Consider the following 21905-nt stretch of genomic DNA (forward strand, 5'->3'; position numbering starts at 1 on the left):
GACCGGGCGAGCACCTGCACCAAGGGACATGACCTTGCGTTCACTTCGTATCGCGTCGCCGCGCTGCGGCTGACGTAGCCGCGCGGCGCCGTATCCGAGAGAAGCGGCGTACCCGGCACGGCATCCGACGTAGTCGCGACCGCGTACCCGCGCCCGTTGCCCGGGCCCCGGTGCGCCCGCGCGCCCCCTTCCCCCTTCTTCTCTTCACCGCGTCCGTCAGCTGCGTCAGTTCCGTCACGCACGCGCGGACGCGCCACCCTGTCTGGAGATCACTTCCGCATGTCCACGTCCACGCCCACCGGCGCCCCGCGCCCCCGCGAGGTCCGCACCCTCGCCGACAAGCTTCTCGAGGTCCACGACTGGCTGCGCGAGCAGCTCGGCCACCTCCGGGCCGAGGCCGCGGCGCACCTCGCCGCCCGCGCCGCCCACCAGGGCCCCGGCACACCGCCCGTGCCCGGCCTCGGCCTGCAGATCCGTCAGCGCTGCCTGGAGTTCTGCGACGCGCTCACCTTCCACCACACCGCCGAGGACGAGCACGTCTTCCCCGGGGTCCTCGAACACCATCCCGACCTGCGCGAACCCCTCGCCCGGCTCGGTGCCGAACACCGCGAGATCGCCCGCCTCAAGGAACGCCTCCTCGCGCTGCTCGACGACGTGACGACCGCGGAGCCCGAGGCGTTCCTCGCGGAGTTCGACACCCTGGCGCGGCTCCTCACCGCCCACCTGGACCACGAGGAGAGCTGGGTCGTGCCGGTCCTCGCGGACGTGCCGTTCCCGCCCGGTCCGCCCTCCTGACTGCCGGTGCCCCGGTGAACCGAGTAATCTGCCGGGGCGTTTCGTGAGGTGACGGCGGTGCGACCGCCCGTGCCGAGCGCGGACGCGACAGCGACCGGGCAACAGGGGCACAGGGGGACGGGGCGGAATGATCGGTCAGTTGAGGGACACCTCCCCGCGCCGGACGGGTCCGTACGAGATCGTCGCCCGGCTCGGCGCGGGCGGCATGGGCGAGGTGTTCCTGGGCGCGCCGCAGGACGCCCCCGGGGCCGCGGACTCCGCCGCGGTCCCGGACTCCGCCGCGGTCCCGGATTCCGCCGCCCCGGGCGGCCCCCGCGCCCCCTACGACCCGGACCAGCTCGTCGCCGTCAAGGCCGTCCGGCGGGACCTCGCGGAGGAGCCCGCCTTCCGGGCCCGCTTCCGGCGCGAGATCGCGGTCGCCCGCTCCGTCACCAGCCCGTACGTCGCCCGGCTCGTCGACGGCGACGCCGACGCCGAACAGCCCTGGCTCGCCACCGAGTACGTGGCCGGGCCGACCCTCGCCGAGGCGGTGCGGCGGCACGGCCCGCTGCCCGTGCCCGCCGTCGCCGCGCTCGGCACCGCCATGGCCCGGGCCCTTTCCGCCGTGCACGCCGCCGGGGCGCTGCACCGCGACCTGAAGCCCGCCAACGTCGTCATCGGCCCGGACGGGCCGAAGCTCATCGACTTCGGCGTCGCCCGCACCCCCGGCGCGACCACGATGACCGCCACCGGGCTGCTCGTCGGCACCCCCGGCTTCATGTCGCCCGAACACGTCGCGGGCGGGCGGCACGTGGTGGCCGCGTCCGACGTCTTCTGCCTCGCCTCCGTCCTCGTGTACGCGGCCGTGGGGCGCGACCCGTTCGGCGACGGGCCCGTGGCTGCCGTCCTGTACCGGGTGTCGCGCGCCGAGGCCGAACTCGACGCCGTGCCCGAGGAGTTGCGTGCCGCCCTCGCCGCCTGCCTGGTCGTGGACGCGGCCGCGCGGCCGGGCCCCGAGGAGCTCGCCGGGCGCCTCGCGGGCCTCGCCGGGGCGGACGGCCCCGGCTTCGCGTGGCCCGCGCCCGTGGCGGCGGCCATCGCGGAGGCGCGGCGCGACGTCGAGCAACTCTGCGCCACCGGGCGGCCGCTGCTGCCCCTGCCCGCCCCGCCGGACGCCCCACCCGCCGCCCCGCCCGGCGGGGAGCCCACGCCCACGTGGACGCCCACTGCCCTGAACACCCCGGCGAACACCCCGGCCGGGCCCGGCGCCCCGGCCGCCCACGAGCTGCCCACCATGGGCGCCGCCGCGCCCTCGGCGCCTACCGCGCCGGGCGTGCCCCGGCGGCGCGGCCGCCGTACCGCGTTCGCCGTCATCGCGGCCGTCGCCGTGGCCGGGGGCGCCGCCGGGGCCCTGCTCGCCCTGTTCGGCCCCGACTCCGGCGGCGACGGCGACGGCGGCGCGAAGGGCGGCGCGGCCCGCCCCGGCGCCGCCCCGTCCAGCACCCTGCCGCCCGCCCGGCTGATCGCCGCAGCGGGCGTGGACCAGAAGGGCACCGACGACCGCAGCGGCCTGGTCCCGCAGTACCCGCAGCAGCGCCCCAAGGGCTGGAAGCCGTGGCGCGGCTCCTTCTCGCACGCGCCGATGAACTGCGCCGCCGACACCCGCGCCGTCGTCTGCCTGCTCACCGACGGTACGTACGAAGCCGTCGGCGCGGCGAACGGCAAGCGCCTGTGGACCTCCGACGGCCGTGCGGGGAGCGCGGGAGACGCCGGGGGCGAGGCCTATCTGAGCCCGTCCGGGAAGCTGTTCATGCAGGGCGACCGCCTGGCGCCCGTCGTGCGCGGCGGGACCTCCGTCATCGCCCGTAAGGGACGCCTCCAGGTGCGCGACTCCGCGTCCGGAGCCGTGCGCTGGTCCGCGCGCCCGCCGGAGGGCAGGCACTTCACCCGCGCCCTGCTCGGCGACGGCCTGCTCCTGGTCACCGCCGAGGCCAAGCCGTACGCCGACGGCGGCCCCGAGGGCGCGACGCTCCTCGCGTACCCGCTGGGCGGCGGCGCGCCCCGGTGGACCGCGCCGCTCAGCACCGAAGAGCTGTCCGGCGCCGAGCAGAACGGCATGTACGGCGCGGAGGTCGCCCGACACGGCCGGGTCTACGCCTCGGCCGCACAGGGTCTGGTCGCCCTCGACGCGAGGACGGGCGCCCGCCGGGGCAAGGCCTACGACGGCTCGTGCCGCGGCGTGATGGCCGTGGGCGAGCAGATCCTGTGCCCGGCCGTGGTGACCGGCAGCTCCGACTTCGCCGACGCCACCGAGGAGACGGGCACCCGCGTGACCCGGCTCGACGCCGAAACCCTGGCCACCGAGGGCGCGTTCGCCTTCAAGGCCCCGAAGGTGCGGCCGGACGGAACGGTGCCGCCGGACGTCGTCGTCACCGCCGTCGGGCCCGGCAGCGCCCTCGCGTACGACACGGAAGGGGCGAAGCTCCTCGTCGCCGAGACGGCCAAGGGCCGGGTCACCCGCAAGGAGTCCCTGACCGTCGCCGAGGACCGGATCACACGGATGATCTCCTCGGCGCCGCTGCTCCTCGGCGACCGCGCGCTCGTCGCCGACAACACCACCCTGCGCACGGTGCCGCTCACCGCGTCCGGAGCGGTACGGACCCTGCGGGTGCCGGGCGCGCCGGGCGACCGCGCGCCGAAGCGGAGCAGCGACCTCGGCACGGTCATCGCCGACCAGCTGCGGGCGCCGACGGTCCTGCCGCTCGGCGGGGTCGCGACCATCGTGTACGACCAGGGCACGGTCGTCTCCGTGCGCATCCCGTCCTGAGCACCCGCCTGCCACCGGGACCCGCTAGGGCCGCCCCCGTCCCCCAGACCTGACCCCGAGGAGACCCCGTGCTCGCACCGCTGACCGGGCCGCCGCGCCACGTCGGCCCGTACCGGCTGCTCGCCCGCGTCGGCGCGGGCGGCATGGGGGAGGTCTTCCTCGCGCGGTCCCGGCCGGGCACGCCGCTCGTCGCCGTGAAGACCGTGCGCTCCGACCTCGACATCGACCACGAGTTCCGGGTCCGCTTCCGCCGGGAGATGGCCGCCGCCCGGGCCGTGTCCGGACCCGGCACCGCCGCGCTCCTGGACGGCGACGCGGACGCCGAAGTGCCCTGGCTCGCCACGGAGTACGTGGCCGGGCCCGCCCTCGGGCAGGCCGTGCGGCGCTGCGGCCCGCTGCCCGTCGGCGCGGTGCGCGCGCTCGGCACCCGGCTCGCGCAGGCCCTGGGCGCCGTGCACCTCGCGCAGGTCCTGCACCGCGACCTCAAGCCCGGCAACGTCCTGCTCGCCCCGGACGGGCCGCGGCTCATCGACTTCGGCATCGCGCAGGCCTTCGACGCGACGGCGCTCACCACCGCGGGCGTGATCGTGGGCACGCCCGGCTATCTGGCGCCCGAACAGCTCCTGGGCAGCCACGCGGTGGTGCCCGCGTCCGACGTGTTCGCCCTCGGGGCCGTCCTCGCGTACGCGGCGAGCGGGCGCGGCCCCTTCGACGACCAGGAGATCGCCTCCGTCATCTTCCGCATCACCCAGGGCGACGCCGACCTGTCCGGGGTGCCCGAGGTCGACGGCCTCCGGGAGACCGTGGCGGCCTGTCTGGCACCCGCGCCCGAGGACCGCCCGACCGCCGCGGAGCTCGCGGCCCGCCTCGCGGTGCCGTCGGCGGCGGTGCCCTGGCCCGCCGAGGTCCTGTCCCTGTTCGCCGAGCACCGCGAGGCCGTGGAGCGGTGCGAACGAGCCGCGGCGGAGGGGGAGTTCGCGGCGGCCGACACGGTGACCGGAGGCGGCGCGGGGGCGGGCCGCGCGCCCGCGCCGCAGGCCCCGCCGGTCGCTCCCGCGCGCCTCCCCGGCCCCCCGGCGCCCGGGCCCGCGCGCCGCCGGGGGGTGTGGATCGCCGCCGCCGCGCTGACCGTGTCCGCCGTGACGCTCGCCGCCGTACTCCTGCCGGGAGGCGGTGGCGACGGCGGCCGCGAAGCCGGTGCCTCCGGCTCCCCGGCCGGTCCGTCCGGGGGCGGCAAGCGGGGCCCGGTCGTCGTGTCCGAGTACGGCAACGCGCACCGCACCGGCGACCACGACCCCGGCGGCCTGCGCGCCGCCGCCCGGCCCCAGGGCTGGAAGCCCTGGTCCGTGGCGCGCCCCGCGGGCCTGGACGACCGGGGCGACGGCTGCGTCCTGGCCGACGCGACCCTGGTGTGCCGCGACGGCAAGGGCGCGGCCGCGGGCTTCGACGCGGCGAACGGGCACCACCGGTGGACGACGCGCGGCTTCCCCGGCCGCGCCGACGAGCTGACCGGCGTCCAGGCGGTGCCGCCCGAGGCCGACCCCACCGGCCGCGCCGTCTACGTACCGAGCGAACTCGGCGTCACCAAGGTCGACGTGGCGTCCGGCACGGAACGCTGGCGCAAGGCGGCGCCCACGGGCTCGGGGATCCTCGGGCTCGCGTACGCGAAGGACGTCGTCTACGCCGTCGAGTTCCGCCTCGGCGGCGGCGCTCCGGGCGACGCGCCCGGCACCGGCGTCGTCCGGGCCCGTGCCGCGTCCGACGGCCGCGAGCTGTGGCGGTCGAAGCCGCTGCCCAAGACGGCGGGGCCGCTGGTCGTCGACGGCGGGCGGGTGTTCACGGCCCTGGAGAAGGGCGGCGTCGTCCGCCTGGACGCGCGGACCGGCGCCACGGCCCGCACCGCGTCCGTGCCCTGCGACGACCTGATGCTGCGCGACCGGTCGTCGCTGGTGTGCTGGAGCCAGGGGCGCGCGGGCGTGCGCGAGCTCGACCCCGCGACCCTGCGCACCCGACGCGTCCTCGCGCCCGGCGTGCGCCCCTCCGGTCCGCGCCCGGTGCTCGGCCCCGCGGGCGTGCTCGTCGTGGCGAGCGACAACCCCGAACCGGACGCCGTCATCGAGCACGAGCTGAGCGCCTACGACTGGCGCACCGGCCAGCGCCGCTGGCGGTACGGCGCCCCGAACGACCTGGTCACACTGGCGCTCGCGGGCGACCGGGTGCTGTCCGTGGGCGCGTACGAGATCCGCGGCCTGCGCCTCGACGGCGACGTCGACACCCTGCGCACCAAGGAGATCCCGAAGGCGGGGCCCACGGGAGGGACGAGCCCCTTCGCCACGTTCCGGCATCCGCTGTACGCGGGCGGCGCCGTCTTCGCCACGACCGCGGAGGGGAAGGTCGTCTCCGGGAACGCGCCCTGACCCCCGCACCCCCGGGGCGGCCACAACTTGCCTTTGTCCCAGGCAAGTTCACGGCCCCGTGGTGGCGGGGCGGCCCGACCCCCTACCGTCGATGGGTCACGTACGTCCTCCGACAGAGGTGCCGCCGTGAAAGCCATCCGTCGCATCACCGTACGTCCCGTCCTGCCCGCCGCCCTCGCCCCGCTCAGCGAACTCGCCCGCAATCTGCGCTGGTCCTGGCACACCGGGACCCGTGACCTCTTCCGTGACGTCGACCCGGCCCTGTGGGACGCCTCGGGCGGCGACCCGGTGCGCCTGCTCGGCTCCGTGCCCGCGACCCGCCTCGCCGAGCTCGCCGCCGACGAGGACTTCCTGCGCCGCCTCGGCGAGAGCGCCGAGGACCTGCGCGAGTACGTCACCGGCCGCCGCTGGTACCAGGAGCGGCAGGCCGAGCCGCCCGGCCCGCCCGGATCCGAGCTGCCCGCCGCCGTCGCCTACTTCTCGCCGGAGTTCGGCGTCACGGCCGCGCTCCCGCAGTACTCCGGAGGCCTAGGCATCCTCGCGGGCGACCACCTGAAGGCGGCCAGCGACCTCGGCGTGCCCCTCATCGGCGTCGGACTGCTCTACCGGCACGGCTACTTCCGGCAGTCCCTCACCCGCGACGGCTGGCAGCAGGAGCACTACCCCCTGCTCGACCCGAACGAGATGCCCCTGACCCTGCTGCGCGAGCCCGACGGCACCCCCGCCCTGGTGCGCCTCGCGCTGCCCGGCGGCCGGGCCCTGCGCGCCCACGTCTGGCAGGCGCAGATCGGCCGCGTGCCGCTGCTGATGCTGGACTCCGACGTCGAGGAGAACGACCCCGGCGCCCGCGAGGTCACCGACCGGCTCTACGGCGGCGGCAGCGAGCACCGGCTGCTCCAGGAGATGCTGCTCGGCATCGGCGGCGTCCGGGCGGTGCGCACCTACTGCCGCCTCACCGGGCACCCCGCGCCCGAGGTCTTCCACACCAACGAGGGCCACGCGGGCTTCCTGGGCCTGGAGCGCGTCCACGAACTGGTTCAGGGCGGGCTCGCCTTCGAGGGCGCCCTGGAGTCGGTGCGCGGCGGCACCGTCTTCACCACCCACACGCCGGTGCCCGCCGGGATCGACCGCTTCGACCGCGAGCTGGTCGCCCACCACTTCGGGCCCGACGCCGAACTGCCGGGCATCGACGTCGAGTTGATACTGCGCCTGGGCATGGAGACCTATCCGGGCGGCGACGCCAACGTGTTCAACATGGCCGTGATGGGGCTGCGCCTGGCCCGCGGCGCCAACGGCGTCTCCACGCTGCACGGCAAGGTCAGCCGGGAGATGTTCCAGGGCCTGTGGCCCGGCTTCGACCCCGAGGAGGTGCCGATCACCTCCGTCACCAACGGCGTGCACGCGCCCACCTGGGTGGCCCCCGAGGTGCTCAGGCTCGGCGCCCGGCAGATCGGCGCGCGCCGCACCGACCACGCCCTGTCCGTCGGCGGCTCCGAGCGCTGGGACGCCGTCGCCGACATCCAGGACGCCGACATCTGGCAGCTGCGCCGCGCCCTGCGCGCCCAGCTCGTGGACGAGGTGCGCCGCCGACTGCACGTGTCCTGGCGGCAGCGCGGCGCCGCCACCGCCGAGCTCGGCTGGATCGACGAGGTCCTCGACCCCGACGTCCTCACCATCGGCTTCGCCCGGCGCGTCCCCTCGTACAAGCGGCTGACGCTGATGCTGCGCGACCAGGACCGGCTCCTGGAACTGCTCAGGCACCCCGAGCGGCCCGTGCAGATCGTCGTCGCGGGCAAGGCGCACCCGGCCGACGACGGCGGCAAGCGGCTCATCCAGGACCTGGTGCGCTTCACCGACGACCCGCGGGTGCGCCACCGCGTCGTCTTCCTGCCCGACTACGGCATGGCGATGGCGCAGAAGCTGTACGCGGGCTGCGACGTGTGGCTGAACAACCCGCTGCGCCCCCTGGAGGCCTGCGGCACCTCCGGCATGAAGGCCGCGCTCAACGGCTGCCTCAACCTGTCGGTCCTGGACGGCTGGTGGGACGAATGGTTCGAGCCCGACTTCGGCTGGGCGATCCCCACCGCCGACGGCGCGGCCACCGACGACCACCGCCGCGACGACCTGGAGGCGGCCGCCCTGTACGACCTCCTGGAGCGGCGGATCACCCCCCGCTTCTACGAGCACGGGCCCGAAGGACTGCCCGACCGCTGGATCGAGATGGTGCGGCGGACCCTGACCCGGCTCGGCCCGAAGGTCCTCGCCGGGCGCATGGTGCGCGAGTACGTGGAGCGCCTGTACGTGCCCGCCGCGCGCGCTCACCGCGTGCTCGACGCGGACGCCGCCACCGGGTTCGCCGCGTGGAAGAACCGCGTCCGCGCGGCCTGGCCGGGCGTCGCCGTCGACCACGTCGAGGCCACGGCCGTGGGCACCACCGCGGAGCTCGGCGCGACCCTCGCGCTGCGGGTGCGCGTCCGGCTCGGCGAGCTGTCCTGCGACGACGTCGAGGTGCAGGCCCTCGCGGGCCGCGTCGACCCCGAGGACCACATCGCCGACGCCACCCCGGTACCACTGAAGCCCACCGGCACCCCCGACGCCGAGGGCCGTCTGCTGTACGAGGGCCCCCTGGCCCTGGACCGCACCGGCCCCTTCGGCTACACGGTCCGCATCCTCCCCTCCCACCCCCTCCTGGCGAACGGCGCGGAACTCGGCCTGGTGGCGGTCCCGTCGGAGGCGACGGGGGAGGCGGCGGGCGTCTTGATGCGCTAGCGCGAAAATGGTACGGGCGGCACCCAGGGGGTCTCCCCGAGTGCCGCCCGGCTCAGAGGGTTACTTGACGTTCACACCGGCCCAGGCGGCAGCAACGGCCTTCGCCTCGGCAGAGGTGGCGCCATAGAGGTCACCCGCGGCCTTCAGGGTGTCCTTACGGGCCTGCGCGTAGTCCGTCGTGGACGTGAAGTACGTCGTCAGGGCCTTGAACCAGATCTTCTCGGCCTTGTCACGCCCGATGCCCGTGACCTTGGAGCCGTCCTTGGTCGGGCTGTCGTACGCCACACCGTTGATCGTCTTCTGGCCGCTGCCCTCGCTCAGCAGGTAGAAGAAGTGGTTGGCGATGCCGGAGGAGTAGTGGACGTCCACGTTCCCGGCGTTGCTGCTCCAGTAGTCGAGCGACGAGCCGTCCTTGGAGGGCTTGTCCATGTAGCGCAGCGGGGTGCCGTCGCCGTTGATGTCGATCTTCTCGCCGACGAGGTAGTCGCCCTTGTCCAGGCTGTTGTTGGCCTTGAACTCGACGGCGGCGGCGAAGATATCGCTGGTGGCCTCGTTCAGGCCGCCGGACTCGCCGCTGTACTCCATGTTGCCGGTCGAGGAGGTGACGCCGTGGGTCATCTCGTGGGCGGCCACGTCGATGGAGGTGAGGGGCTTGGCGTTGCCCTCGCCGTCGCCGTAGGTCATGCAGAAGCAGGAGTCCTGCCAGAACGCGTTGACGTAGGCGTTGCCGTAGTGCACGCGGGACGTGGCGCCCTTGCCGTCGCCCTTGATGCCGCTGCGGCCGTGCACGTTCTTGTAGTAGTCCCAGGTGAGGCCCGCGCCGTAGGCGGCGTCGACGGCGGCGGTCTGGGTGTTGGAGGGCTTGCCGGTGCCCCAGACGTCGTCGGCGTCGGTGTAGAGCTTGCCGCCGCTGGAGCCGTGGTTCAGGTCGTACGTCTTGTGGCTGCCCCGCCCGGAGTCGGTCAGCTGGAAGGTGCTGCCGCTCTTGACGGAGCCGACCGTGACCTTGCCGCTGTACTGGCTGTTGCCGGTGCCGGTCTCGATGGCCTGGTGCTGGTACAGCTTCTTGCCGGTGACCGCGTCGGTGATGACGTGCAGCTCGCTCGGCGTGCCGTCCTTCTGCACGCCGGTGACGACCGTCTCGTAGGCGAGCGTGGGCGTGCCCTCGGCGGCCCAGATGACCTTGCGCGGCGCGCGCGGGTCGGCCTTCGCGGTGTCGCCGGTCTTGGAGGCCGTCGACTTGGCGGCGGCGGCCACGGACTTCGGGGCCAGCTTCGCGTCGGTGGACGCGACCTTGATGGTGGCCTTGGTCGCCTTGCTGACGCCCTTGACCGAGCCGTCCTTCGCGGTGTGGACGACGAGGTCGCCGCCGAGGACGGGCAGTCCGGCGTAGGTGCGCTCGTAGCGGGTGTGCGTGGTGCCGTCGCGGTCCTTGACGACGTCGCGGACGACCAGCTTCTCCTTCGCCCCGAGGCCGATGCGGTCGGCGGTGGCCGCGGCCTTGTCCTCGGCGCCCTGGAGCAGGTCGGCGCGGGCGGTGGCGGAGAGCGCGGCGGGCGCGGCGGCGGGGGCCGGGGCGGCGGCTCTTGCGGTGTCGGGCTGTGCGGAGGCGCCGGTGGTCATTCCGGCGGTGAGCAGCGCTCCGGCGGCGACGGCGGTGGCGATGGCCAGAGTGGAACGCTTCGTTATGTGGGGGGTCACGCATGCTCCTTGTGTGAAGGCCCGGATGGCATGGGGGACCACCCGGGCCGAACTGGTGCTGTGCGGATGAACTGGTGTGCCGTGCGTGAGCAGCGTGCCATTTGAGCCAGGTACATGTCATGACCTTGACTGAATGTTGGCCAGATCGTGTCCGTTGGCCGATGGTCAAGGTCCGTCATGCGAACACCGCGTGAACGGACCGCCGGTGCCGATCACGCGGTGAACTGCGGCGCCGCTCCGGAGGGTTGGTGGTTCCGGGCTCCCCGGAGCGGCGCCGACCGCGTCGGCTAGGGGCGTGCGCCGACGTTGACGGCCGCCCAGGCGTTGGCGACCGCGGTGTACTCGGCGCTCGACGTGCCGTAGAGCTCACCGGCGGCGGCCAGCGTGCCGGTGCGCGCCGCCGCGTAGTTGGTGGTCGTGGTGAACTTCGTGGTGAGTGCCCTGAACCAGATCTTGGCGGCCTTGTCGATGCCAATTCCGGTCACGGGCTTGTTGTCATACGTCGGCGAGTTGTACGAGACGCCGTTGATGACCTTCGCGCCGCTGCCCTCGCTCAGCAGGTAGAAGAAGTGGTTGGCGATGCCGGAGGAGTAGTGGACGTCCACGTTCCCGGCGGTGCTGCGCCAGTAGTCCAGCGACGAGCCGTCCTTGGAGGGCTTGTCCATGTAGCGCAGCGGGGTGCCGTTGCCGCGGATGTCGATCTTCTCGCCAACCAGGTAGTCGCCGACGTCCGAGGCGTTCTTGGCGTTGAACTCGACGGCGGCCGCGAAGATATCGCTGGTCGCCTCGTTCAGACCGCCGGGCTCACGGCTGTACGTCATGTTGCCGGTCGCGGAGGTGACGCCGTGGGTCATCTCGTGGGCGGCCACGTCGATGGACGTGAGCGGCTTGGCGTTGCCCGAGCCGTCGCCGTACGTCATGCAGAAGCAGGAGTCCTGCCAGAACGCGTTGACGTAGTTGTTGCCGTAGTGCACGCGTGAGGTGGCACCGCGGCCGTCGTTCTTGATGCCGTTGCGGCCGTGCACGTTCTTGTAGTAGTCCCAGGTCAGGGCCGCGCCGTAGTGGGCGTCCGCGCCCGCGGTCTCGGCGTTGGATGCCTGGCCGTTGCCCCAGATGTCGTCGGGCCCGGAGAACAGGGTGCCGGTGCCGGACGTACCGCGGTTGAGGTTGGTCGTCTTGTGGTTGCCGCGCGCGGTGTCGGTGAGCGTGTACTGCGAGCCCGACTGCTGCGTGGTGAGCTGGACCTGGCCGCTGTACTGCGTGTTGCCGGTGCCCTCGTGGACGCCCTGCCACTCGCCGAGCTTCTTGCCGGTCCTGGCGTCGGTCACCACGTGCAGCTCGTTCGGCGTGCCGTCCTTCTGGAAGCCGCCGACCACCGTCTCGTAGGCGAGCTTCGGGGCGCCGCCCTTGGGGTCCGCGAGCCAGATGACCTTGCGCGGCTTCTGGGACGCCTTGAGCTTGGTGGAGCCGTCCGCCTTCGAGGCGCCGAGGGCTTGCTTCTCGGCGCTCGCCGCCTTGACGTCGGCGTTCGTGCGAAGGCCCGTGAGGCGGGCCTTCGAGGCGCGGTTGACGTCCTTGACCGCGCCCGACTTGGCGGTGGCGACGACGAGGTCGCCGCCGAGCACGGGGAGTCCGGCGTAGGTCCGCTCGTAGCGGGTGTGCGTGGTGCCGTCGCGGTCCTTGATGACGTCGCGGACGACCAGCTTCTCCTTCGCGCCGAGGCCGATGCGCTCGGCGGTGGCGGCGGTCGAGGCGTCCGCCGCGCGGATCAGCTCGGCCCGCTGCGACGGGGAGAGCTGCTGCGGCGCGGCACCGGCGTTGGCCTTGGTGCCGGACGCCTGGTCGGCCGACGCGGTGGTGGCCTGGACGGTCACGCCGAGCAGGGCGGCGGCGGCGACGAACGCGCCGATGGCGGTGGCGCGCCGGTGGGAGGGGGTTCTGCGGGATGTGGGGGATGTGCTCAACACGGACTCCTTCTGCGCGGCCACGGGGGTGCGTGGCCTAAGGCGACCCGGCGGCGGGTGACCGGCCGGGCAGAGCAGGGCAGTACGTGGTGCCTGGCGCGCGCCGCGCCGCTTGGGGGGACGCGTCGCGCGCGGGAGCCGCCGGGGCGTGAGCGCCTGTGCGACTGGTGAGGGGAAGAGTGCCATTCGAGACAGGTACATGTCATTCAGTTGGCGTACTTTGGCTGGAATACGTCCGGTGCGGGGGTTCGGGCGTCCGTTATGCGGCGCATCGGGGGGTTGCCCTTGGCCGTTCGCTGCCGGTTCTTTGTGGCTGGGCGCGCAGTTCCCCGCGCCCCTTCGGGGCGCGCCTGTGCCGGGCGCGCCCACGCGGCGGAGCCGCACATCGGCACGGCCCCGTGCCCCTTTGGGGCGCTTCAGCCCACCACGCTCTCTCGCCAGGCCTTGTGGAGTTGGGCGAAGGGGCCCGTGGACGCGATGAGTTCGGTGGGGGTGCCGTCCTCGACTACGCGGCCGTGTTCCATGACCAGGACGCGGTCGGCGATCTCCACCGTGGACAGGCGGTGGGCGATCACGACCGCCGTGCGGCCGCGCAGGACCGTGTCCATCGCCCGCTGCACGGCCCGCTCACCGGGGATGTCCAGGGAGCTGGTGGCCTCGTCGAGGATCAGGACCGCCGGGTCCGCGAGCAGCGCGCGGGCGAACGCCACGAGCTGGCGCTGCCCGGCCGAGATGCGGCCGCCCCGCTTGCGCACGTCCGTGTCGTAGCCGTCGGGCAGGGCCGCGATGAAGTCGTGGGCGCCGATCGCCTTCGCGGCGCGTTCGACCTCCTCGCGGGTGGCCTCCGGGCGGCCGATCGCGATGTTCTCCGCGACCGTGCCGGAGAACAGGAACGCCTCCTGGGTGACCATCACGACACCGCGTCTGAGGTCGGCCGTCGCCAGCTCGCGCAGGTCGACGCCGTCGAGCAGGACCTGGCCCTCGGTGGGGTCGTAGAACCGGGCGAGGAGCTTGGCGAGCGTCGACTTGCCCGCGCCCGTGGAGCCGACGACGGCGACGGTCTGCCCGGCGGGCAGCGTGAGGTCGAAGCGCGGCAGGACCTCGCCGCCCGTCCGGTACGCGAACCGCACGCCGTCGAACACGACCGTGCGGCCCGGGTGCGCGGAGGCGAGCTCGGGCAGCGGGCGCGCGGCCGACTGCTCCGGCTCCGGCACGGTCGGCGCCTGCGCGAGCAGCCCCGCGATCTTCTCCAGGGACGCCGCGGCCGACTGGTAGGAGTTGAGGAACATCCCGAGCCGGTCGATCGGGTCGTACAGGCGCCGCAGATACAGCACGGCCGCCGCGAGGACACCGAGGGCGAGGGTGCCCTCGGCGACGCGGTAGGCGCCCCACAGGACGATTCCGGCCACCGAGGTGTTGGCGACGAGCCGCGAGCCCACCACGTACCGGGCCATCTCCAGGATCGCGTCGCCGTTCACGCGCTCGTGCTCACGGTTCAGGGCGGCGAACCGCTCGTCGTTGGCCCGCTCGCGCCGGAAGGCCCGTACCGGCCGGATGCCGTTCATCGTCTCCGTGAACTTCACGATCACGGCGGCGATCGCCGTGGAGCGGACCCGGTACACCTTGGCCGCGCGGTGCTGGAAGAGCCGGATCAGCAGGTACAGCGGCACGAACGAGGCCACCGCGACCGCGCCGAGGCCGAGGTCGAGCCAGAGCAGCAGCGCCGCGATGTAGACGAAGGACAGGACGACCGTGAGCAGCTCCTGGAGGCCCTCGCTGAGCAGTTCGCGCAGCGACTCGACGTCCGTCGTGGACCGGGAGATCAGCCGCCCGGACGTGTACCGCTCGTGGAAGTCCACGCTGAGGGCCTGCGCGTGCCGGAAGATCCGCCCGCGCAGATCGAGCAGCACGTCCTGGTTCACCCGCGCCGAGGCCAGGATGAAGGCGTACTGGAGGGCGCCGGAGAGCGCCGCGGACAGGCCGTAGCCGACGCCGACGGCGATCAGCGGGCCGTAGTCGTCCTCGCGCACGGCGGGCACCGCCGAGTCGATGGCGTACGCCACGAGCAGCGGGCCCGCCTGGACGGCGGCCTGCTGGAGGAGGAGCAACACCGCGGCCAGCGCGACCCGGCCGCGCCGCGGCGCGAGCAGCGACCGCAGCAGCCGCCCGGTCGCGCCGGGCGGCGCGGGCAGCGTGTCCTGGTCGAAGTCGTCCGGTCCTTGCGCACTCACTGGGATCCCCCCGACATCAGCCACGCGTACTCGGCGTTGTCCCGCAGCAGTTCCTGATGGGTGCCCACGGCGGCTATGCGGCCGCCGGAGAGCAGGGCGACGCGGTCCGCGAGCAGCACCGTCGACGGGCGGTGGGCCACCACCAGGGCGGTGGTGTCCTTCAGAACGCGCCGCAGCGCCGCCTCGACCAGCGCCTCGGTGTGGACGTCGAGCGCCGACAGCGGGTCGTCGAGGACCAGGAACCTCGGCCGCCCCACGACCGCGCGGGCCAGCGCGAGCCGCTGCCGCTGGCCGCCGGACAGGCTCAGGCCCTGCTCGCCGACCTGGGTGTCGGCGCCCTGCGGCAGCTCGTGCACGAAGTCGGCCTGCGCGACCGACAGGGCGTGCCCGAGGTCGCGCTCCCCGGCGCCCGGACCGGCCCCCATGAGGACGTTCTCGCCGACGGACGCCGAGAACAGGGTGGGCTCCTCGAAGGCCACCGACACCAGCTCCCGCACCCGCTGCCGGGGGAGGGCCGCGATGTCCTCGCCGTCGAGCGTGATGCGGCCGCCGCTGACGTCGTGCAGCCGGGGCACGAGGGCGGTGAGCGTGGTCTTGCCGCTGCCGGTGGCGCCCACCAGGGCCATCGTCTCGCCCGTACGGACGTGCAGGTCGATGTGGGACAGGACCGGCGGGGTGTCGTCGTCCGCGTCCGGATAGCGGAAGGAGACCCCTTCGAAGCGCATCCCGTCGGCGGCCTGTGGCGCGCTCCCGGCGACGGCGCCCGCGTCGGACTCAGGCTCCGCGTCGGACTCAGGCTCCGCGTCGGACTCAGGCTCCGCGCCGGACTCAGGCTCCGCGTCGGACTCAGGCTCCGCGTCGAGCACTTCGAAGTAGCGCTCCGTGGCCGTCGCCGCCTCCTGGCTCATCGCGAGCAGGAAGCCCATCGACTCCACCGGCCAGCGCAGCGCGAGCGCCGTGGACAGGAACGCCACCAGGGTGCCCGCCGACAGGTCGCCGTCGGCGACCCGCACGGAGCCGAGCACGAGCGCCGCCCCGATGGCCAGCTCCGGCAGCGTCGTGATGACGCCCCAGATCGCGGCGAGCAGCCGGGCCTTGGCCAGCTCCGTGCCGCGCAGGGTCCGCGACAGGTCGCGGAACGCCCGCGCCTGGCTGCGGTGGCGCCCGAAGCCCTTGATGATGCGGATGCCGAGCACGCTCTCCTCGACGACCGTCGTCAGATCGCCCACCTGGTCCTGCGCGCGCCGCGCCACGTCGGCGAACCGCGCCTCGAAGTACGACACGACGACCACCAGCGGCACCACCGGGGCGAGCAGCACCAGGCCGAGCGTCCAGTCCTGGGCGAGGAGGAGGACCACGCCGACCAGGATCGTCGCGCCGTTCACCACCATGAAGGTCAGGGGGAAGGCGAGGAAGAGGCGGATCAGCATCAGGTCCGTCGTGCCGCGCGAGAGCAGCTGGCCCGAGGCCCAGCGGTCGTGGAAGGCCACTGGCATCCGCTGGAGGTGCTGGAACAGGTCCGCCCGCATCGACGCCTCGACCCCCGCGAGCGGCCGCGCCACCAGCCACCGCCGGAAGCCGAAGAGCAGCGCCTCCGCGACGCCGAGGCCGAGCAGGAGCAGCGCCCCGAGCCAGACCCCCGCGGTGTCCCCGTCGGCCACCGGGCCGTCCACCATCCACTTCAGGACGAGCGGGAAGACCAGGCTCATACAGGACGCCACGACGGCGACAAGAGCGGCCCAGGACAGGCGCTTTCGGACAGGTCGGACGTACGGCCACAGGCGCGTGAGCGTCCGGACGGCCGACCGGCCGCCTCCGGCGGATTCGAGTGAGGTGGACATCAGGGGTGAGCCTACGTTTCACCACTGACAGCGCCCACTGGGTTTCGTCCCGTACGCCGTCGTCCGCTGGTCCTAGGTCCCGCCCGGGGGGTTACGCGCGCGTGCCCCCGGCGACGAGCCGCCGCGCTCCCGCGAACGGGAAGCGCTCGTACTCGTCACCGGGGGCACAAGACCCATCTCACCCATGCGTACGGCAAGTTGGACGTCAGGACCGGGCCGCGGCCGTATCGGAGGCGTACCGCCGCGGCGTCCTCGGCCGACCCCCCGTGGCGCGGTGGTCCAGCCGAGACCGGAATCCGGCCCTCGCGGACCGCGCACCCCCCGGGGCGCGGCCCGCTCAGCCCTGGGTCCTTACCCGCGCTCCCACAACGCGGGGGTGTTGGGGGGCTCCCAGCCCTCCTGTGCCTGGTGCGGCTGGAGGCAGCGGAAGGTCTCGCCGCCGTACGTGACCGTGTCACCGGCCGCGTAGACGGAGCCCGCCGCCCAGGTGCCGCTCGGGTCACCGGGGCCGGGCCCTGGCCCCGGGTCCTCGCCGCCCGTGGTCTTCAGCGTCAGCTGGAACTGCTGGAGGAGCGGATTGATCGGCTGGTAGAACGTCGTGCCGCCGGAGCTGCAGTTGCCCGAGCCGCCCGAGGTGACGCCCTGCGCCTGGCTGCCGGAGATGTACGAGCCGCCGGAGTCGCCGGGCTCGGCGCACACCGTCGTGCGGGTCACGCCGTTGATGGTGCCCTCGGGGTAGGTGACGCTGGTGTTGTGCTGCGAGATCGTGCCGCAGTGCCATCCGGTGGTCGACCCGGAGCGGCAGATGGAGGCACCCACCGGCGACTGCGTCGAGCCCGCGACACCCACGCGCGTGCCGCCCTGGCCCTTGACGTACGGGGTCGACGTCCACTGTGAGTTCGCAGCCACCCACGCCATGTCGCGGCCCGGGAAGATCGAGCCGCGGAAGGTGCCCTGGGCGACCCGGTTGTAGCCCTGCGTGGCCGTGCCCACGCGGCCGCAGTGGCCCGCCGTGGCGAAGCCCTGCGTGGCCCCCTGCGTGATCGGGAACCCGACGGAGCAGCGGCCGCCCATGTAGTACGCGTCGCCGCCGACGAGGTCGTACAGCGGCCGCGGCCGGTCCTTGGTCCGCACCACGCGCACCAGGTCGCGGTCCACGCCCGCGGCGGCCACGAGCCGGTGGGCGGCGGCGGTCCGCACGGCGCCCACGACGACCGCGTTGGCCTTGACGTCGACGTACCAGACCGGGGCGTCCAGCGTCTTCGTCTTCTTCGCGGCCCGGTCGAGCGCCGCCTTGGCCGCGTCGAGCCGGGCCACGGTGTGCTCGACGACCCGGGCCTGCGCGCCCTTGACCGTGATGGCGGGGACGTCCTTGGGGTCGGTGGTCGCGACCGTGAGCGTGCCCGAGGTGGCGCCCTGGACCCAGGCGCCCGCGAAGTCACGGCCGAGCGCGTTGCGCAGCGAGCCCGCGACGGCGCCCGCCTCCGCCTCGTTGACGAGGCGCGCCTCGGCCTGCGTGGGGGTGAGGCCGAGGTCGCGCTGCATGGCCTTGAGCACCGCGGGCGACGTCTTGGCCACGGCGGCGGTGTCGGCGGGGGACGGGGAGTCGGCGTGGGCGGAGCCGGGGATCGAGGCGAAGACGAGGGCACCGGCGGCCACGAACGCGGCGCCGGCCGCGGCGAGGCCGCGGCGGTCGGTACATTTCCTGAGGAACGGGGAGGCATCTCTGGACTGCATGGGGGTCTCCTCGGTGTGTCATCGGGGAGGGGGGGATCCGCAGAGCGGGGAAGCGGGGATCCGCCCTCTCTCCGGTCGCCCATACCGTAGAAGCCTCAACAGCCGCTCAGTAGATGCCAGTTACCCCCCTGGTCCCGTGTTATGGCCCCCGCCACCGGCCGTTCATCCGCGCCGACCCCTCGCCCCTCGCACAAGCACTAGCCCACGTCCGCCCCCGGCGACGCCAGCCACGCCGAGTAGCTCTCGCTGCGGGCGGCCGCCTCCGCGTGCGCGGCCCGCGCGTGCGCGAACACCCCCGCCGCGGTGTCGTGCGCGTACGTCTCGGGGTGCCACCCCAGCAGATGCCGCCAGTACAGGGGCGTGCCCGCGAGCGGCCGGGTCACGATCCCGCCCGTCGGCGGAAACGTCGCGCGGCACAGCCCCACCGCCCGCCCCACCTGCACCAGATGCACGCACGACGCGGTGTCGGTCTCGTACACGGACGACGGCGTGAACCCCGCCCGCGCGCACGCGGCGGTGAAGCAGTCCCCGAAGCACCCGTCGCCCGGCACGTCCGTCCACGCCTCGGCCGCGAGGTCCCCGAGCTCGATCTGCGGCTCCCCGGCGAGCCGGTGCCCCGTGGCGAGCATGACGAACACCGGGTCCCGCGCCACCTCGCGCCACACGAGCCGCTCGCGCTCCGGCGGCGCGGCCGCCCCGCACGTGCCGACGAGCGCGAAGTCGAGCCGCCCGTCGGCGACCTGCGCCGCGATCTCCCGCTCCGACCAGGAGGTGTACGTGGACACGGACTGCTCGGGATGCGCGGCGGCGAGCCGGTCGACCAGGCCGCCGAGCAGCGGCCCGTGGGTGCCGCCGAGCCGGAAGCCGCGCCGGTCCTGCCAGCCGCGCGTGAACCGCTCGGCCTCCTCCTGGAGTTCGCTGACGGCGGGCAGCACGATCCGGGCGCGGGCGAGCACGAACTCGCCCAGCGGAGTGGGCCGCACCCCGGACCTGCCGCGCTCGAACAGCTGGCCCCCCAGGACCCGTTCGATCCGCTTCAGCTGGGCGCTGAGCGCGGGCTGAGCGAGGCCGAGCGCCGTGGCCGCCTTCGTCAGGCTGCCCGCGTCGGCGATCGCCCGGATCGTCTTCAGGTGCCGCAACTCCAGGTCCATGCCGTGAGCTTCGTCGGCCTCCGGGCCTGGGGCAATACCTTGGTACGGACCTGAATCACCGGCGCGGCGCCTCGCCCCCGGGAACCCCGGGGGCCCCGGGCGCGGGCACCGCCCTGAGCAGCAGCGCCGACCGTGCCTCCACGGTCACCTCCGCCCCCGCGGCGAGCAGCGTCCCCGGAGCCTCCCCCTGCTCCTCGCCCGCGGTGTCGACCACGACCTCGTACGCGTCGGCCCACGGCGGCCCCGGCAGCGTGAAGCCCACCGCCCGGTCGGCGCCGTGCAGGACCGCAAGGAAGCTGTCGTCGGTCACCTGCGCGCCGCGCGCGTCCCGGCCCGGTATGTCGCGCCCCGACAGATACATGCCGAGCGTCGCGGCGGGCGCGTACCAGTCGGCCTCCGTCATCTCCGTGCCGCGCGCGGTGAACCACGCCAGGTCCCGCAGGCCGTCCGCCGAGTGGGCGCGCCCGGAGAAGAAGGCGCGGCGCCGCAGCACCGGGTGCCGGTGGCGCAGCGCGATCAGCCGCCGGGCGAGCGCGAGCAGCCCGCCCCAGCCGGGGTCGTCGCGCAGGCCCCAGTCCACCCAGCTGATCTCGTTGTCCTGGCAGTACGCGTTGTTGTTGCCGCCCTGCGTGCGGCCCATCTCGTCGCCCGCGACCAGCATCGGCACCCCGGTGGAGAGCAGCAGCGTGGTCAGCAGGTTGCGCAGCTGGCGCCGGCGCAGCGCATTCACCTCGGGGTCGTCGGTCTCGCCCTCGGCGCCGCAGTTCCAGGCGCGGTTGTCGTCCGCGCCGTCCCGGTTGCCCTCGCCGTTGGCCTCGTTGTGCTTGCGCTCGTAGCTCACCAGGTCCCGGAGCGTGAAGCCGTCGTGGGCGGTCACGAAGTTCACCGACGCGTACGGGCGCCGCCCGCCCCACGCGTACAGGTCGCTCGACCCGGACAGGCGGTAGCCCAGGTCCCGCACGTCCGGCAGGGCGCCCCGCCAGAAGTCCCGCACCGCGTCGCGGTAGCGGTCGTTCCACTCGGTCCACAGCGGGGGGAACGCCCCCACCTGGTAGCCGCCCGAGCCCACGTCCCACGGCTCGGCGATCAGCTTCACGCGCCGCAGCACCGGGTCCTGCGCGATCACCGCGAGGAACGGCGAGAGCATGTCGACGTCGTGGAAGGAGCGCGCGAGGGCCGCCGCCAGGTCGAAGCGGAAGCCGTCCACGCCCATCTCGCTCACCCAGTAGCGCAGCGAGTCCGTGATGAGCCTGAGGACCTGCGGGCGCACCACGTGCAGGGTGTTGCCGCAGCCCGTGTAGTCGGCGTACCGCCGGGCGTCCTGCTGGAGGTGGTAGTAGGCGTGGTTGTCGACGCCCTTCAACGACAGCGTCGGGCCCAGCTCCCCGGCCTCCGCCGTGTGGTTGTAGACGACGTCGAGGATCACCTCGATCCCGGCCGCGTGCAGCGCCCGCACCATCCGCCGGAACTCCCCGACCTGCTGCCCGGTGGTGCCGGACGCCGCGTACGCCGCGTGCGGCGCGAAGTAGCCGATCGAGTTGTACCCCCAGTAGTTGCGCAGGCCCCGCCGCAGCAGATGGTCCTCGTGCGCGAACTGGTGCACCGGGAGCAGCTCGACCGCCGTCACCCCGAGGCGTACGAGGTGGTCTATGGCGGCCGGGTGCGCGAGCCCCGCGTACGTGCCGCGCAGCGGCTCGGGCACGTCCGGGTGGCGCATGGTGAAGCCGCGCACGTGCAGTTCGTAGATGACGGAGTCGGCCCACGGGGTCTTGGGGCGGCGGTCGTCGGCCCACTCGTCGTCCGGCGCGTCGTCGTGCACGACGACGCCCTTCGGCACGAAGGGCGCCGAGTCCCGGTCGTCGCGCACGGTGTCCGCCACGTGCTGCTGCGGCCAGTCCCGCACGTGGCCGTACACCTCCGGCGGCAGCGAGCCGTAGTCCCGCCCGGGCCCCGCGTCGACCGCGCGCGCGTACGGGTCAAGGAGCAGCTTCGCCGGGTTGAAGCGGGCGCCGGTCCAGGGGTCCCAGCGGCCGTGCACGCGGTAGCCGTAGCGCTGCCCGGGGAGCACGCCGGGCACGAAGCCGTGCCAGATCTCGTGCGTCAGCTCGGTCAGCGGGCAGCGCGTCTCCGTGCCGTCCGCCTCGAACAGGCACAGGTCCACGGCCTCGGCGCCGCCCGCCCACAGCGCGAAGTTCGTGCCCGCCACCCCGTCCGGGCCCACCCGGAAGCGGGCGCCGAGCGGCGTCGGCGCCCCCGGCCACACCGGGCGCGTGCGGGCGGGGCGGACCGTGCCGCCGCGCCCGCCGTTGCGCTCGGCCGCCGTGCCGCCGGGCCCGACCCGGTCCACGGCACGCGCCCCCTTGACCGCCCCCTGCTCGGGTGCACTCGACACCTGTCAGCCTCCCGCGGCTCGGCCCCGTCGGCGTGCGGTCGGGGCATGCGGCGTCCCGGCCGCGGCTGCCCGCCCGACGTCCTTCCCCCTGTTCTGCCCAG

General features: G+C 74.3%; 11 protein-coding genes. 4 read left to right on the forward strand and 7 right to left on the reverse strand.

The window, feature by feature from the left end; genetic code table 11:
• Positions 1-279 precede the first annotated feature (279 nt).
• From ACIG3E_RS18695 to glgP, 4 genes are all read left to right on the forward strand, one after another.
• Positions 280-795 (forward strand): hemerythrin domain-containing protein, encoded by a 516-nt coding sequence (locus ACIG3E_RS18695; RefSeq protein ID WP_399617217.1) that lies wholly within the window; start codon positions 280-282, stop codon positions 793-795.
• Between the two features lie 139 nt (positions 796-934).
• On the forward strand, positions 935-3601 hold the full coding sequence (locus tag ACIG3E_RS18700) for a protein kinase (RefSeq protein WP_399617219.1): 2667 nt from the start codon (positions 935-937) through the stop codon (positions 3599-3601).
• A gap of 68 nt (positions 3602-3669) precedes the next feature.
• Positions 3670-6018 (forward strand): protein kinase, encoded by a 2349-nt coding sequence (locus tag ACIG3E_RS18705; protein ID WP_399617222.1) that lies wholly within the window; start codon positions 3670-3672, stop codon positions 6016-6018.
• 126 nt (positions 6019-6144) lie between these two features.
• A complete protein-coding gene (gene glgP, locus ACIG3E_RS18710; RefSeq protein WP_399617225.1) occupies positions 6145-8787 on the forward strand; it encodes an alpha-glucan family phosphorylase in 2643 nt (880 codons plus the stop codon).
• 60 nt (positions 8788-8847) lie between these two features.
• Here the strand turns inward: glgP and ACIG3E_RS18715 are convergent, their stop codons facing one another.
• From ACIG3E_RS18715 to glgX, 7 genes are all read right to left on the reverse strand, one after another.
• Complete coding sequence (locus tag ACIG3E_RS18715; RefSeq protein ID WP_399617228.1) at positions 8848-10488, reverse strand: M4 family metallopeptidase; 1641 nt, start codon at positions 10486-10488, stop codon at positions 8848-8850.
• 287 nt (positions 10489-10775) lie between these two features.
• Positions 10776-12452 carry a M4 family metallopeptidase gene (locus ACIG3E_RS18720; RefSeq protein ID WP_399617231.1) on the reverse strand — a complete coding sequence of 559 codons (1677 nt, stop codon included), beginning with the start codon at positions 12450-12452 and terminating at the stop codon, positions 10776-10778.
• 416 nt (positions 12453-12868) lie between these two features.
• Entirely contained in the window at positions 12869-14683 is a 1815-nt protein-coding gene (locus ACIG3E_RS18725; protein ID WP_399617233.1) for an ABC transporter ATP-binding protein, read from the reverse strand.
• The gene (locus ACIG3E_RS18730) at positions 14680-16524 is read right to left on the reverse strand and encodes an ABC transporter ATP-binding protein (RefSeq protein WP_399617237.1); all 1845 of its coding nucleotides are present in this window, start codon (positions 16522-16524) and stop codon (positions 14680-14682) included. The genes ACIG3E_RS18725 and ACIG3E_RS18730 overlap by 4 nt, the downstream gene beginning before the upstream one ends.
• Positions 16525-16875: 351 nt before the next feature.
• The gene (locus ACIG3E_RS18735) at positions 16876-18261 is read right to left on the reverse strand and encodes a carbohydrate-binding protein (protein ID WP_399617240.1); all 1386 of its coding nucleotides are present in this window, start codon (positions 18259-18261) and stop codon (positions 16876-16878) included.
• Between the two features lie 197 nt (positions 18262-18458).
• Complete coding sequence (locus ACIG3E_RS18740; RefSeq protein WP_399617243.1) at positions 18459-19412, reverse strand: LysR family transcriptional regulator; 954 nt, start codon at positions 19410-19412, stop codon at positions 18459-18461.
• A 55-nt stretch (positions 19413-19467) separates the two neighbouring features.
• Positions 19468-21804 carry a glycogen debranching protein GlgX gene (gene glgX / locus ACIG3E_RS18745; RefSeq protein ID WP_399617245.1) on the reverse strand — a complete coding sequence of 779 codons (2337 nt, stop codon included), beginning with the start codon at positions 21802-21804 and terminating at the stop codon, positions 19468-19470.
• Between the last annotated feature and the right edge of the window lie 101 nt (positions 21805-21905).

The sequence above is a fragment of the Streptomyces sp. NPDC053474 genome (assembly GCF_044544845.1).
In the GTDB taxonomy this organism is placed as follows: domain Bacteria; phylum Actinomycetota; class Actinomycetes; order Streptomycetales; family Streptomycetaceae; genus Streptomyces.